Raw genomic sequence first — 14,630 nt, 5'->3', positions numbered from 1 at the left:
GACAAGGACCTGAAATCATTTGGTCGTGTCCCCCGGCGGATGCCCGGCCCAAGGTCAGGGCGTGGCTGCGGAACCGGTGAGCGCGGACCTTAGATATCGCTTGGCTAACTGAAGCTGGACTAATATATTACCGTCGCGGTCAAGATTGCCGCCAGATGAACGCCGGATAGGCACGGCAATCTGGATGAGGAACCGGGGGACCCTCACATTCGGGAAAAGCGACCAAGGCCTGTCGCGCCGAGTGTGTAGCGGTTTTGCGATAACGACAGGCGTAAAATCAAGAACTTAAAGCGCCGAAAGTAAATCGGAACTGATCGCAACACGCTTTGGGCGTACGGATGAGCCTCACAAGGCTGATGACATCGCTGGCCGATTTCGACAGTTCAGCGACACAACAATGCAATTTCGGGAGGAGCCGAATATGGAAAACACGACGATCAAAAGGATACTCATCGCAGGCTCGGGTCAGGTTGGCTCCGAGATCGGCTTCTATTTTGCCGCGCGCGGCCTCGACGTTGTCATGTACGATGTGTCTCAGGGATCGCTGGAGTCCTCGCGCGAGCGTCATGGTCAATTCGCCACCGCTCTCGCTGCCGAGGGCTGGTGGGGGACGGTCAGCCCCGCAGAAACACTGTCGCGCCTGACGTATGAGACCGATCTGGCGAAAGCCGCGGTCGATGTCGATCTCGTGAGCGAGTCGGTCACAGAGGCGATCGACGTCAAGCGCGAGACATATGAGGGCTTGTCGCTTCACTGCCCGGCCAAGACTTTTTTTACGAGCAACACATCGACGATGCTGCCAAGCCAGATCGCCGCGTTCACCGACCGCCCCGAACGCTTCCTCGCCTGCCATGTCGCACGGCCGATCTGGGCACGGCCGATGTTCGAGATCATGCCGCACCCGGGAACGGACGCCGGTCTGGTCGATGAGATCGTCGCCTTCTCACGTCGGATGGGGCTGGTCCCGATCCTGATCGCCAAGGAACATGCCGCTTATATCTCGAACTCGCTGATCGCCTCCTTCGTGACGACAGGCCTCGATCTCGTTGCCCGCGGCGTCGCCTCGTTCGAGGATGTCGATCGCGTCTGGATGATTGGGACGGCTATGGAAATGGGCCCGATCGGCATGGTGGACATGATGGGCATCGGTACCGTCTACAACGCGCTGAGCCATATGGCCGAGCACGGTGGCCGGACGGAACTTTTGCCGATCGTGACTTACCTCAAGGAGAATTTCGTCGATCAGGGCAAGCTGGGCGTCGCCAGCGGTCAAGGCTTCTACCGCTACCCCGATCCCGCGTTCCGCCATGCGGAATTTCTCAAATAAGAGCGGCGTTCAAGTCCATTCAACGCCGGTCCGGTGGCGCCGGACCGTCGTTGGGCTTTAGCCTTGGGATCACGGAAAACGCGCACCGGTGACAGGACCGATACGCTGTTGCCCATGATATAGGCGAGTAGCGCGATCGCATCCCCTTAAATTTGTCGCTCCAGCATGGCGACATTTCTCCGGGATTCTCCTGCAGTCGGCCCAAGAAAAATAGCAAAATCAGACCCCACCTCTTGCGCTTCATCTAGGATCATTCTAAACGCTGGCCAAGGCTCGTTGATCGACCCGAAGAGGCCTCGTGGCGGAGTGGTGACGCAGAGGACTGCAAATCCTTGCACCCCGGTTCAATTCCGGGCGAGGCCTCCAAACAATTATCACAATCACTTAGCTCTCATTTTCTTTGTTGTTCCGATGGCTGCCAATCTCAGCGAGTGGCTCGTTGGGGACTCTGGCGCAGCCACAGGACTTCATCGGTTCGGGATTCCTCTCCCAAGTGGTCGAGGCGGCATATCGGCGCGGACAAGCCTTGGAGACGCGTGGAATTTCATGGCGACTTGTTGGGGCTTCGTTCCACGAGGCCTCGGTCCGGGAACACGCTACGCTGATCAAGACGCACTTGCGGCGGCACAAAGCATCATTGCAATCGGCCTGGCTCTGAGGCGCCAGAAAAAAGACTGCCTCATGGGATGTTCCTTCCGTGGATCGCGGCGCAATTTGAGATGAACGATCGAACGGCGCGAAAGATGATGGAGGTAGCTGAGGTGTTCGGCACAAAATGGAACCACGGTTCCGATTTGAACGCCTCGGCCACTTACGAGCTTGCCGCCCCTTCCAAGCCACAGGCAGTCCGAGACGCCGTCGAAGAGCTCTTGGTCTACGGCCAGAAAGTGACGGTAGCCGATATCCGGCGTTATGAGCGTCGCAAGCTCTTGCGGATCAAGCTCAAAGACGGGCGTGATGCAGGTCATGCGCTGATACGGGAGGGGTTGGCGCGAGTTTGGCCAGACAACTGGGGGAATAGGTGGTGCGACAGGTAGTCTGCTTGTCCAGCGCTCGGCCTTCTAGCGGTCATCTGGCGCGGTCTTTAGGTCCGACGGCGAGGCTTATTCGCCGGAGATGCTCACTCCAGAAACGCAAAAGCCCCCCCTTGCCGATCAAGGCGAGCGGGCGCGCATTTCACGTCTTGGGAGAACCGCGGAGACTGTAACCGGGCAACGGCTCAGCCAGTCTCCGAAGCAGCAAGATGCACGGAGAACTCAAGCAAGGTTACCCCACCAGACGATAATCGGGTGGCGTTGTGCAAGTGCGAAATAAAAACTTTGCATGTGCACTGCACTCGCAACTTTCCATCCAGTTCAGCCGTACTCAGAAGACCACAGACAAAGTGGAATTTCCCAACGACCTAAAAATCAGCCGTCACCTGCACCGGGTGGCGGCCCATTTTCGTGAAGGGCGGGAAATCCTTGGGTAGTTGCGCCCATTGGCACCCCGTCGATGCGATATACTGGATCGCATTCCACAGGGTACGCCTTGTGCATGCGCGGGCGTCCGACCTTGGAGGTATGCCTCAATCATAATGGCCGGACGACAGCCCACGCCTCATCGGTGCGGCCGCTTGCATAGCGCAGCCTGCTTCTGTCATGTTGGCGCCGAGCGGTTTCAGTCCAGCCGATGTGATCCTCGTGGTCTTCGCAAATCCGGTGAATCACAAGCTACTGAAATAGCTTAACTCAATTTTCGGTCGGGCTTTAAGGAAGCTGATGGCAAAATCTGTCTTGACGGATGAACAGGTTAAACCAGCGAAGCTTACTCGATACGCAAGCCTCCGATGGCTGCCGGCTTTCGTTCGCCGGTATCGTCCCTATGGACTGCCGCTGCTTTACGGTGCATCAGCTCTCTTTCACTGGCGGCAATTGTCAGCGTTAATCCACGCGCGCCGGGACAGCATGCTGGAACGCCTGGTTGCCGCAAGGCCGGAAATATGGAGTTTTCTCCGTGTCCGTTTCGTCGCCGCGCATTGGACGGCTCGAGAGCGGTTTCGTCGGATCATTGATCATTGCGATCTGATGGAGTTGATCGGACGGCCATTTGACATCAAGCCGAACGAAGCCGCTACCCTGATGACCATGGACCGGATCGGTCCCTCGTTTTTGCTCGTCTTGGACTCCGCGCGGTGGTTGTTTCGCGAAGGTCTTCTTGTATTGAGCCTGATGGACCGGCAAGAGCGTATCTTTGCGATCGTCTTCACGTTGGCACGCGAGCGAAATGGAGATCGAACGGCTTACGTTGGCGGGATCCAAGGCGGCAGCGGAAAGGATGCTCTCCTGCACAACCGAGCCTTCACCAAAGCTGCTGGTGGCACGCGGCCACAGGATATGCTCGTCGAAATGTTCCGCGCGCTGTGCCAAAGCGCAAATGTCAGCAGGATCCTCTGCGTCTCCGATCGGATTCGAAACGGGCAGACGGCATTTGCTCATAGCGATGCCGGCTATGCCGATCCGGTGATGTTCGATTATGATGCGCTCTGGCGGGAACGTGGCGGTACGCTGCGAAGCGACGGCTTTTTTGATATTCCGCTCGTTGCGCCGGTGCGCGACGACTCCGACATCCCGGCAAAAAGGCGTCAAGCTCGGCGTAAAAAGCTGGCCTTGATCGACGCGCTCAAACAGGATTTGGGCAATCGGCTCTCTGACCCTGCTACAATCCAGATTGATAAGGTCGAGCCGGTCTGAAGACAGGATCCAAGCCGATGATGATGGAATGGCGGACTATTCGCCCGATTTACTCTATCTCAGAAATTGGTAGATTTGCGAGCAGAGCATCAGAATATACGCTTTCAAACAATAAATCAGTCATCAACCACAGAGAATATCAATGACAGTCGAAAGCGACGAAAAATTTTATTCTGCATTCAATTTGATCAACTGAGCTGACATTGAAATTTCAAAAAGAAGAATATATGGGAATATCACTGCAAAGATACCCATATTTCACTACTGTGAAATAAATAAAAATAGATATTCACTATATTTTTTTTCCAAAGTAAATTAGCCTGAAAAAGGAAAATTTGAGCAGCACGTCAATCAAGCGGCAATCCATATTAAACATTCATCTAACCAAGCAATACGAGAATATATGTCGGCGATATATTCTGAAAAGAAACAGCATTCGATTTTCCCTTGGTCCGAATCTCGCGGCGAGGCTGTACGAAATCTTCTGCCTCTTAAGCTTGGACCAGACGTAGACAATTTTATATTAGATTTTCTTCAGCCTTACTGGAGTATGGATATTATCGAAGCTGGCGGTGATGCTGGATTTCGTAATTTTGCTGCGGATGTAAACACGCACAAACACAAATTCGTCGCCGCCGTTGACCTTGAGACCAAAATTAATACGATGGATATATCATTTAAGAAGGCCGGAATTGTAAAAATTAGCCTTTTCTAAAAGGCTAGAGCTATAGATGCCGAGAACTACTATGGAATGACGGTGGAAGAAGCTGATGTAGGCACTGAAATATCACTGCAAACCCCGTCGTTTGCGGTGTTCAAACATGGCCGCATTGGCGGAAAGCACATAATATCGGCTTAACCGTGATCGTTACTGTGCTGTCCGACGGGATCGCCACACAACAAAAAAGCCTCCGATTAAAACGGTGGCTGTTCTAACTCCATTCGCAGATGGGGGTCCCGTTTGGATGCCGATCACCCCAAATGCGGCGCTCTTATTCCCTGCCTAATCGCAGAGTAGACGGGAGAGATCGATTCTGTCACAAGGGCGCCGGACGCGACTGCCGTTGGTTCTAGAACGGGGTCGGGCGACAGATTGACGTCACGTCGCTGCCACGAGATCACGGCGGCCGTCCATTTTCCCTTTACACTATTTTCCCTTTTCACAAGGACGACAGGCCCTCGCCTGTGCGGGATGGCGCGGAAGTGATTTCGTCATTTCGCCGCGGCCAGATGCTGCGAACTTCCCCCCTTTCGTGAAATTTGCCGGACCGCGCTGCTTCGTCAACGGCATAAAGCCCCAGCGTCCCGACGGCGCGACAGTGCCTGCACGATTGCAACGTCAAAAAGAGATAGCCGTCATCCCGGACAGGTGCGCGACAAACTGGTTGAATGTGATGAGACCTTCGCTATCCTTCGATTAGCGATTTCGAACGAACGCACTTGAATTTCCTGGGGAGGAGATTAGACGACATGACAACAAAGGCCAGCATTGCAGGCGCCCTCTTGGTGAGCGTCACGTTCTTGTCAAACCCAGCGCAAGCGGAAGATCTTGTCTTCACGCTGAAGAACGGTACGCAATCGGTTCTCACGCGATTCTATACGTCACCCGTCGGCGTCAGCGACTGGGAGGGGGACGTCTTCGGAGAGCAGGTGCTCAGTCCTGGCGAGACGATCGAACTGACGATCGCGGACGGACGCGACGTTTGCGACTACGACCTGCGGTTCGAGTTCGAAGAAGGATCGGACCTGGCGACAACTGAAGACAAGCAAAACCTGTGCGAGATGGGATCCTATACCATTCACGAATAGCCGACGCCATTGTATCGAAGGGTGCCAAAATCAAGAAGAATAGAAGCAGCCCGACAGACGTTGGGCTTTAGAGTGAGCTGGCTGCTCCAACTGTCGTCATGGGAACGCCATTGCCGAGATCGTTGTTGGCGTACTTGATCACGAGGATACTGAGGACGGATGCCAGCATCCCGACGAAAATCATTCTCATAGCGTGATCCTTTGCGCACGGTCTGCGCTTAAAAAGAGATGGTACGGCGCCATTGCCAGCGATACGTGATCAGCGATCTTCAGTCGAAATCGCCGATCCGACCATGCCGCTCAAGAACGAGGGCTGGGCCGGCTTCGCCGATCGCCGTGTTGCCCCGCCTTGAGACGACCGCCGTGCCCGCATGTCCGCGTGCGAGACGACTGGCCAACGCGCAGGCTTCATCGGCGGTCTCGACGCTCAATGGTCGATCGGATTGTGAAATCTCGCCTTCGCGATCGTCGAAGACCAGAACTTCAAAACTTTCCAATGTTCCCGGCATCTCGGTCTCCGCAGCGTTCGGCCGGTTAACGCCGATGTCCGCAAGCAGTTCCATCTGCTTCTCCATCGTGCAGGTTTCTCTGAAAAACGCGTGCCGATGCATCTCGCGAGCTGACTGCTTGCGTCCGCTTCGAGTACGCTCTTCGCCTCCCCAACGCTTTCGAGAATAGCAACTCCCGTCAACATCCTTGTCGAACGAAAGCAACGGAAAAAAGGCCACTCCATGAGAAAACAAGCAAACCGCGCATTGATGAAATGCACGGCGCAAGGTCAATATCGAAGCGGACAGGACGAGGAATTCCGGACAAGGGAAACTGATGGTTGCCCTGAAGACCGACGCCTCCAATCGGCCACCCCTCGCCGAAAACCATATCCTCTTTACTGGTAGCGGCGGATCAAGCCGACAAGCTTCCCCTGAACCTTGACCCGGTCCGGTCCGAAAATCCGCGTTTCATAGGCCGGGTTGGCCGCCTCCAGAGCGACAGAGGCTCCCTTGCGGCGGAAGCGTTTCAAGGTCGCCTCTTCGTCATCGACCAAGGCCACGACGATCTCGCCCGGGCTGGCGCTGTTCGCATTCCGTATGATGACGGTATCACCATCGAGAATGCCCGCTTCGATCATCGAGTCCCCCCGAACTTCCAACGCATAATGCTCGCCACTGCCGAGCATGAAGGCGGGAACGGCAATGTCATGCGTGTTGTTCTGGATAGCGGAAATCGGCACCCCGGCAGCGATCCGACCCATAACCGGAACGGAGACGCTGTTATCGTTTCCGATGCCAATGGCAGCCTTCGCCGGTGTTTCCGGGACAGAGGACGGGCGACTTCCCTGAATGACGCTCGGTGAAAACCCCCGCTTCGGCGGTGTCAACGCGAGATAGGCGTCCGGCAGCTTGATCACCTCGAGCGCCCGCGCCCTGTTTGGCAAGCGCCGGATAAAGCCACGCTCTTCGAGCGCCGTGATCAGCCGATGGATGCCGGACTTGGAGGCCAGTTCCAGAGCATCCTTCATCTCGTCGAACGATGGCGGAACACCCGATTCCTTCATGCGCTCATGAATGAAAATCAACAATTCCTGTTGCTTGCGGGTCAGCATGATCAAACGACTCCAAAGTCACGAAACAAAGCAAGAACAGTGTTATATGTTCCTCATGTGTTCTGCAAGTGCCATTCCGCCGAAGTGAACCGTTCATCGACGAAAAGGCGAATTCGTTCAGATGCGTTGCTTGCGGCGAGGTCCTTTCCGAAAGGACAGACCTTGAGATCAGCGTTCATCGCTCCGGCAATAAGAAACGCCGTCGCAAGCAGGCTCGCAACGGCGGAAAGGCTATTTGACACTCGGTGTCCAAGACGGAATCAGAACGGAATGTCGTCATCCAGATCGCGCGAGAAGCCACCGCTCGCCCCGCCGGTGCTGCCGCCCGAACGACCGCCGGACGACTGGGCCGGACGATCGAAATCGTCGCCATAGTTCGGTCCGCTGCCCCCGCCGTAATCCGAACTCCCACGGTTTCCACCACCACTACCGCCGCCGCCGTCACGGCCATCCAGCATGGTCAGCGTCGAATTGAAGCCCTGAAGCACCACTTCGGTGGAATAGCGGTCGTTGCCGTCCTTGTCCTGCCATTTGCGTGTCTGCAAGGCGCCTTCGAGATAAAGCTTGGCGCCCTTCTTCACATATTGTTCGACGACCTTGCACAGGCCCTCGTTGAAAACGACGACCGTATGCCACTCGGTCTTCTCGCGTCGCTCGCCCGAATTTCGGTCGCGCCAGCTTTCGGACGTGGCGATGCGCAGGTTCGCGATCGGCTTTCCGTCCTGCGTCCGCCGGATTTCCGGGTCCGCCCCGACGTTTCCGATGAGGATCACCTTGTTTACGCTACCAGCCATCTCTTTGTCCTGTCTCCTGAAAGCGGCCCAACGTCCCGCAATGTGCGCAAAGCCTACGCTGTTGGATCTGGCTTTTCGCCCTCGACCCGCGGCAATCCACAACAGTTTGCAAATTTGTTCTTTATTTGTTCTAATTCTTCGTTATGATCCTGTCAACCATGCACGCGCCGGGCTTCCGATGCTCAACGAGCCTGCCCGGACCGGGACGTTCGAATTGCGGTTTCGCCCGAGGCCGGCTCGACATATGAAGTATTGATCTTAAGTAAGGGCTTCGTCCCCATACAGAGCGTTTGACCATGAGCGAATTCAAGACCATCTCGATCCGCGGTGCGCGGGAGCACAATCTCAAGGGTATCGACCTCGATCTCCCGCGCAACAAACTGATCGTGATGACCGGCCTTTCCGGGTCGGGAAAATCGTCGCTCGCCTTCGATACTATCTATGCGGAAGGGCAGAGGCGCTACGTCGAGAGCCTGTCGGCCTATGCGCGCCAGTTTCTGGAGATGATGCAGAAGCCGGATGTGGACCTGATCGAAGGTCTTTCGCCCGCAATTTCGATTGAACAGAAGACGACGTCGAAGAACCCCCGCTCGACCGTGGGAACGGTGACGGAGATCTACGACTATATGCGCCTTCTTTTCGCGCGCGTCGGTGTCCCCTATTCGCCGGCGACCGGGCTGCCAATCGAGAGCCAGACGGTGAGCCAGATGGTTGACCGTATCCTTGCGATGGAGGAAGGCGCTCGCCTGTACATCCTCGCGCCGATGATCCGGGGCCGTAAGGGCGAGTACAAGAAAGAACTCGCGGAGCTGATGAAAAAGGGCTTTCAGCGCGTCAAGGTCGATGGCCAGTTCTACGAGATCGCCGATGTCCCCGCGCTCGACAAGAAATACAAGCACGATATCGATGTGGTGGTCGATCGCCTGGTCGTGCGCGGCGATATTGCTGCGCGGCTGGCCGACAGTCTGGAAACATCGCTCAGGCTGGCCGATGGTCTTGCGATAGCCGAATTTGCCGACAAGCCTCTGCCCGAGAAGGAGACCTCGGCCGGCGGCTCCGCGAACAAATCGCTCAACGAGACGCATGAGCGGGTGCTGTTTTCGGAGAAATTCGCCTGCCCCGTCTCCGGCTTCACGATTTCCGAGATCGAACCGCGGCTGTTTTCCTTCAACAATCCGTTCGGTGCCTGCCCCACCTGCGACGGCCTCGGCAGTCAGCAGAAGATCGACGAGGCCCTCATCGTTCCGGAACACGATCGGACCCTGAAAAACGGGGCGATCGCCCCCTGGGCCAAATCGTCGTCGCCTTACTACAATCAAACGCTGGAAGCGCTCGGCAAGGCGTTCGGCTTCAAGCTGAGCAGCACCTGGGCGGATCTGTCGGATGCTGCGAAAAAGGCGATCCTGCGCGGGACGGACGAAAAGATCGTGTTCCAGTATGCGGATGGCGCACGCTCGTACAACACCACGAAGACGTTCGAAGGGATCGTCCCCAACCTCGAACGGCGCTGGAAAGAAACCGAATCGGCCTGGGCGCGCGAGGAGATCGAGCGTTACATGTCGGCAGCCCCCTGCCCGGCCTGCAAAGGTTTCCGGCTGAAGCCCGAGGCGCTGGCCGTCAAGATCGACCGGCTTCAAATCGGCGAGGTGACGAACATGTCGATCCGCGTCGCGCGGGATTGGTTCGAGGATCTGCCCGCCCGCCTAACGGAGAAGCAGAACGAGATTGCCGTTCGGATCCTGAAGGAGATTCGCGATCGCCTGCGCTTCCTGAACGATGTCGGGCTGGATTACCTCAGTCTTTCGCGAAATTCCGGTACCTTGTCGGGCGGCGAAAGCCAGCGCATCCGGCTCGCCTCGCAGATCGGATCGGGCCTGACGGGCGTGCTCTACGTGCTGGACGAGCCGTCGATCGGCCTGCATCAGCGGGACAATGCGCGCCTTCTCGATACGCTGCGGCATCTGCGCGACATTGGAAATACCGTCATCGTGGTCGAGCACGACGAAGACGCGATTCTGACGGCCGACTATGTTGTCGATATCGGTCCGGCTGCCGGCATTCATGGCGGCCAGGTCGTGGCTTCCGGCACGCCGCAGGAGATCATCGATCACCCTACTTCTCTGACAGGCAAATATCTCTCGGGCGACCTTTCTGTCTCGGTGCCTGCCGAGCGGCGCAAGCCGAAGAAGAAAAAGGAACTGACCGTCGTCGGTGCCCGCGGCAACAATCTGAAGAATGTCACGGCGTCCATCCCGCTCGGGGTCTTCACGGCCGTGACCGGCGTTTCCGGCGGCGGCAAGTCCACCTTTCTCATCGAAACGCTTTACAAATCGGCGGCGCGACGGGTGATGGGCGCGCGCGAAATTCCGGCCGATCACGACCGCATCGACGGGTTCGAACATATCGACAAGGTCATCGATATCGACCAGTCGCCGATCGGCCGGACGCCGCGCTCGAACCCGGCCACCTATACCGGCGCCTTTACGCCCATCCGGGATTGGTTTTCGGGGCTGCCGGAGGCAAAGGCCCGGGGCTACCAGCCCGGACGCTTCTCGTTCAATGTGAAGGGCGGTCGCTGCGAGGCCTGCCAGGGCGATGGCGTCATCAAGATCGAGATGCACTTCCTCCCGGACGTCTACGTCACCTGCGATGTCTGCCATGGGAAACGCTACAATCGCGAAACCCTGGATGTGACCTTCAAGGGAAAGTCGATCGCGGACGTGTTGGACATGACGGTCGAGGAAGGCGTCGAGTTCTTTGCAGCCGTGCCGGCGGTGCGCGACAAGCTCGTAACGCTCAACGAGGTCGGGCTCGGGTACATCAAGGTCGGTCAGCAGGCCAACACGCTGTCGGGCGGCGAAGCGCAGCGCGTCAAGCTGGCCAAGGAACTGTCCAAGCGCTCGACCGGACGCACGCTCTACATTCTCGATGAGCCGACGACGGGGCTGCATTTCCATGATGTGGCGAAGCTGCTGGAACTGCTGCACGAACTCGTCAACCAAGGCAATTCCGTCGTCGTGATCGAGCACAATCTGGAGGTCATCAAGACCGCCGACTGGATACTCGATTTCGGTCCGGAGGGCGGCGATGGTGGCGGGCAGGTCGTGGCCGAGGGCACGCCGGAGCAGATCGTCAAGGAGAAGCGGTCGCATACCGGCCATTTCCTGAAGGAGTTGCTGGAGCGTCGTCCGGTCCGCAAAGCTGTCGCGGCCGAGTAGTCCGCGAGGCAGGGAATTGGGCGAAGGGAAAGGGATCCAGGCGATGAGTTGGCATCATGAGCGGTAAGTTGGGTAAGGTCCGTGTCGGCATCGGTGGCTGGACGTTCGATCCGTGGGAAGGAACGTTCTATCCCGAGGGGCTTGCGAAGAAGCGGCAGCTGGAGTTTGCCGGCAAGGCGCTGCAGGTGATCGAGGTCAACGGGACCTATTACAGCTCGCAAAAGCCGGAGACGTTTGCGAAATGGGCGTCGGAGGTTCCGGATGATTTCGTCTTCACGCTGAAGGCGAGCCGCTTTGCGACCAACAAGAAGGTGCTGGCGGATGCCGGCGAGTCGATTGCCCGGTTCCTCGGGCAGGGCCTGACCGAACTCGGCGCCAAGCTCGGGCCGATCCTCTGGCAGTTCATGCCGACGAAGAAGTTCGATGCTGCCGATTTCGAGGCTTTTCTGGCGCTTCTGCCGGAAAAGCAGGACGGGCTTGCCCTGCGGCACGCCATCGAGGTGCGCCACGTCTCGTTTCAGACCCCGGAATTCGTCGAGATGGCGCGACGGCACAACGTCGCCATCGTCTGCGCCGATCACGCGGAGTATCCGCTGCTCGCGGACGTGAGCGCTGACTTCGTCTATGCACGTCTGCAGACGGGCAGCGACGATATCGAGACCTGCTACGACGAAAAGCGCCTCTCCGAATGGCAGGCTCGCCTTGAAACCTGGAGATCCGGCGGTGTTGCGGAGGGATTGCCCTTGCTGGCCGATCCCGTGCCACACCATCCGCGAGACGTCTTCGCCTTCTTCATTCACGAGGGCAAGGTCAACGCACCCAGGGGCGCCATCGAATTGCAGAAGCGTTTCGCTTAGCAGGAAGAGATCCGGCTGCGAGCCTATGTCTTGTCAGCGTTTTCGCTGCTTGTCTGAGCGCTATGGTCTGACCGCCATGGTCTGTGCGGCAGCGGCCTGATCGCACGGAGCAGGTCTTCGGCCGTCATCCCCTCGCCCGCCGTTTGCCCGGCAGCGCCATGACGCCAGGCGGCGCTTGCCGCGGCTTCGAAGGCGGGCATGCCCTGGGCCAGATGCGCGCCGATGATGCCGGCGAGAACATCGCCCGAGCCGGCCGTTGCGAGCCAGGGCGGGGCGTTCGCGTTGATCGCGATCCGGCCATCCGGGGCGGCGATGACGGTATCCGAGCCCTTGAGGACGATGACAGCATTGCTGCGCCGGGCCGCCTCGGTCGCGCGATCGATCTTGGAGAGCGTCTTGTCCGACCCGAGATCCGGGAAAAGACGGGCGAATTCGCCGTCATGCGGGGTCAGGACGAGACGAACCGGGCCTTGGAAAGCCGCGAACAGAGCCTGCGGATCCTCGCGGAAGGCGGTGATCCCATCCGCGTCGAGCACCAGCGAGCGCTCGCAGAGGCTTGCAACGATCATCCGGGCCCGCTCGGCATCGCCAAAGCCCGGCCCGAGCACGAAGGCGTTGAGGCGCTTGTCGTCGAGGAGATCGTGCAGCATCGGCTCGCTATCGACAGGCTTCAGCATGACCGCCGTCAGATGCGCGGCAAGCGTCGACATCGCCTGCGATGACGCGACCATCGTGACGAGACCAGCACCCGAGGAGAGGCCCGCCGTTGCGCTCATCCGCGCAGCGCCGCTGCTGTTCGCCGGACCGGAGAAGACGACGAGATGCCCCCGACGGTACTTGTGCGCCGACGGATCGAGCGCCTGCACGGCATCCGCCCAAAGCGCCGGAGTATTCTCGGCAATCGCACGCCGATGCGCTTGCAGGATTCGCCTGGGAATGCCGATATCGACGACCTCGAGCGCGCCGCAGGCTGAACGTCCCGGCAGGAGAAGATGTCCTGGCTTGCGGGTCATGAACGTGACCGTATGCGATGCCTGAAAGCACGCCCCGAGAACGTTGCCGGATCTCCCGTCGATCCCGGATGGCAGATCGATCGCGACGACCGGCAGTCCCGCAGAGGTAACCGCCTTCATCAAATCGGCGACCTCAGACGAAACGGCACGCGAGAGTCCCGCGCCGAACAGACCGTCGATGACGACATCGCCTGTGCTGGGGACATAGTCGGCGATGGTCTGGCCGGCGACGGAGAGGCGCGCGAAAGCGGTGGCGGCATCTTCGCTGAAGCGCGAGGCGTCTTGCAGGAGAAACACCGCAACGCTTGCGCCGCTGTCGGCCAGCGCTTCCGCCGCGACAAGCGCATCGCCGCCGTTGTTGCCGGGGCCGCAGAGGCAGACGAAGCGGATCGCGTCGGGATAATGCCGCAGCGCCGCGGCGGCGACCGCGTAGCCCGCGGCGCGCATCAAGCCGAAGGATGAGAGGCCGGATGCGGCGGCCGCCGCGTCCACCTTTCCCATGTCCTCCGGGGTCACGATCCAGGTTGCCATGCTCGTCTCGAAACCCATCTTGCCACCTCCGCAAAAATGCGTGATCCTGCTCTTACACTGAAGAGGCGAAAGCTGGAAATCAAGCGTCTCGCAGGAATGCGTGTTGACCAATTCCTGAGCATCTGCATATATTTGGCGCTCAAATATCATGCTGAAACCGGTCAAATTCGTCTCGCAGTGCATCAAATTGCCGTAAACCGCTCGCATTTCACAAGAAATAGGCATTCTCCTGCAATACTGGCGCGGAACGAGAAAAACCGCTTCCGATCCACGCACACCAAAGGCAAATGCGTCGAGATTTTGAAGACATGGCATGCTAAATGCATATGGTGGGGCGAGCGGGGATTCCCCTGTTCCAACGGGAGAAGCGGAGAGACATTTTCTCATGAAAAAGGTCGAGGCGATCATCAAGCCATTCAAGCTGGATGAAGTGAAGGAGGCCCTTCAGGAAGTCGGGCTCCAGGGTATTACGGTAACGGAAGCCAAGGGTTTCGGACGGCAGAAGGGCCATACCGAACTCTATCGAGGCGCCGAATATGTCGTGGATTTTCTGCCCAAGGTGAAGGTCGAAGTGGTTCTCGCCGACGAGAATGCAGACGCCGTCATCGAGGCGATCCGTAAGGCCGCCCAGACGGGGCGGATCGGCGACGGCAAGATTTTCGTCTCGAACGTGGAAGAGGTCATCCGAATCCGCACGGGCGAAACCGGCGTCGACGCCATCTGATTTCACGCCGCCGCATTCGCGC

At 58.2% G+C, this 14,630-nt stretch carries 11 protein-coding genes, 1 tRNA gene and 1 pseudogene; 8 read left to right on the top strand and 5 right to left on the bottom strand.

Going from position 1 to position 14,630, the window contains the following annotated elements:
• Window positions 1-421: 421 nt before the first annotated feature.
• Together ASG39_RS04505 and ASG39_RS04500 are read left to right on the top strand one after the other, a co-directional pair.
• Entirely contained in the window at window positions 422-1,327 is a 906-nt protein-coding gene (locus tag ASG39_RS04505; RefSeq protein ID WP_062593151.1) for a 3-hydroxyacyl-CoA dehydrogenase NAD-binding domain-containing protein, read from the top strand.
• A gap of 292 nt (window positions 1,328-1,619) precedes the next feature.
• Window positions 1,620-1,693: transfer RNA gene (locus tag ASG39_RS04500), tRNA-Cys, on the top strand.
• Window positions 1,694-2,771: 1,078 nt separating this feature from the next.
• On the opposite strand, the pseudogene ASG39_RS24390 reads toward ASG39_RS04500, so the two are convergent.
• Window positions 2,772-3,000, bottom strand: a pseudogene (locus tag ASG39_RS24390) (transposase); the annotation flags it as partial.
• A gap of 87 nt (window positions 3,001-3,087) precedes the next feature.
• On the opposite strand from ASG39_RS24390, the gene ASG39_RS04490 reads away from it, so the two are divergent.
• The 3 genes from ASG39_RS04490 (at window position 3,088) to ASG39_RS04480 (ending at window position 5,868) form a co-directional block, all read left to right on the top strand.
• Window positions 3,088-4,059 carry a DUF535 family protein gene (locus ASG39_RS04490; protein WP_082476914.1) on the top strand — a complete coding sequence of 324 codons (972 nt, stop codon included), beginning with the start codon at window positions 3,088-3,090 and terminating at the stop codon, window positions 4,057-4,059.
• 403 nt (window positions 4,060-4,462) lie between these two features.
• The gene (locus ASG39_RS04485) at window positions 4,463-4,774 is read left to right on the top strand and encodes a hypothetical protein (protein ID WP_062593145.1); all 312 of its coding nucleotides are present in this window, start codon (window positions 4,463-4,465) and stop codon (window positions 4,772-4,774) included.
• A gap of 755 nt (window positions 4,775-5,529) precedes the next feature.
• Window positions 5,530-5,868 carry a hypothetical protein gene (locus ASG39_RS04480; RefSeq protein WP_062593143.1) on the top strand — a complete coding sequence of 113 codons (339 nt, stop codon included), beginning with the start codon at window positions 5,530-5,532 and terminating at the stop codon, window positions 5,866-5,868.
• Window positions 5,869-6,137: 269 nt separating this feature from the next.
• Here ASG39_RS04480 and ASG39_RS23645 read toward each other — a convergent pair whose 3' ends face one another.
• The 3 genes from ASG39_RS23645 to ASG39_RS04465 form a co-directional block, all read right to left on the bottom strand.
• The gene (locus ASG39_RS23645) at window positions 6,138-6,722 is read right to left on the bottom strand and encodes a hypothetical protein (protein WP_156468004.1); all 585 of its coding nucleotides are present in this window, start codon (window positions 6,720-6,722) and stop codon (window positions 6,138-6,140) included.
• A gap of 32 nt (window positions 6,723-6,754) precedes the next feature.
• Entirely contained in the window at window positions 6,755-7,471 is a 717-nt protein-coding gene (gene lexA, locus ASG39_RS04470; RefSeq protein WP_062593459.1) for a transcriptional repressor LexA, read from the bottom strand.
• Window positions 7,472-7,731: 260 nt separating this feature from the next.
• Window positions 7,732-8,265 (bottom strand): single-stranded DNA-binding protein, encoded by a 534-nt coding sequence (locus tag ASG39_RS04465; protein ID WP_062593140.1) that lies wholly within the window; start codon window positions 8,263-8,265, stop codon window positions 7,732-7,734.
• A gap of 296 nt (window positions 8,266-8,561) precedes the next feature.
• On the opposite strand from ASG39_RS04465, the gene uvrA reads away from it, so the two are divergent.
• A complete protein-coding gene (uvrA, locus tag ASG39_RS04460; protein ID WP_062593138.1) occupies window positions 8,562-11,483 on the top strand; it encodes an excinuclease ABC subunit UvrA in 2,922 nt (973 codons plus the stop codon).
• A gap of 56 nt (window positions 11,484-11,539) precedes the next feature.
• The gene (locus tag ASG39_RS04455) at window positions 11,540-12,340 is read left to right on the top strand and encodes a DUF72 domain-containing protein (RefSeq protein ID WP_062593136.1); all 801 of its coding nucleotides are present in this window, start codon (window positions 11,540-11,542) and stop codon (window positions 12,338-12,340) included.
• A gap of 23 nt (window positions 12,341-12,363) precedes the next feature.
• On the opposite strand, the gene ASG39_RS04450 is transcribed toward ASG39_RS04455, so the two are convergent.
• Window positions 12,364-13,884, bottom strand: coding sequence for an NAD(P)H-hydrate dehydratase (locus tag ASG39_RS04450; protein ID WP_082476946.1), 1,521 nt, complete (start codon window positions 13,882-13,884; stop codon window positions 12,364-12,366).
• A 385-nt stretch (window positions 13,885-14,269) separates the two neighbouring features.
• On the opposite strand from ASG39_RS04450, the gene ASG39_RS04445 reads away from it, so the two are divergent.
• On the top strand, window positions 14,270-14,608 hold the full coding sequence (locus tag ASG39_RS04445; protein ID WP_062473479.1) for a P-II family nitrogen regulator: 339 nt from the start codon (window positions 14,270-14,272) through the stop codon (window positions 14,606-14,608).
• The last annotated feature ends 22 nt before the right edge of the window (window positions 14,609-14,630 follow it).

The sequence above is a fragment of the Rhizobium sp. Leaf371 genome (assembly GCF_001424045.1).
GTDB lineage: Bacteria > Pseudomonadota > Alphaproteobacteria > Rhizobiales > Rhizobiaceae > Ferranicluibacter.
The sequence above is the reverse complement of the archived record's forward strand: the minus strand, read 5'-3'. Positions and strand labels throughout refer to the sequence as shown.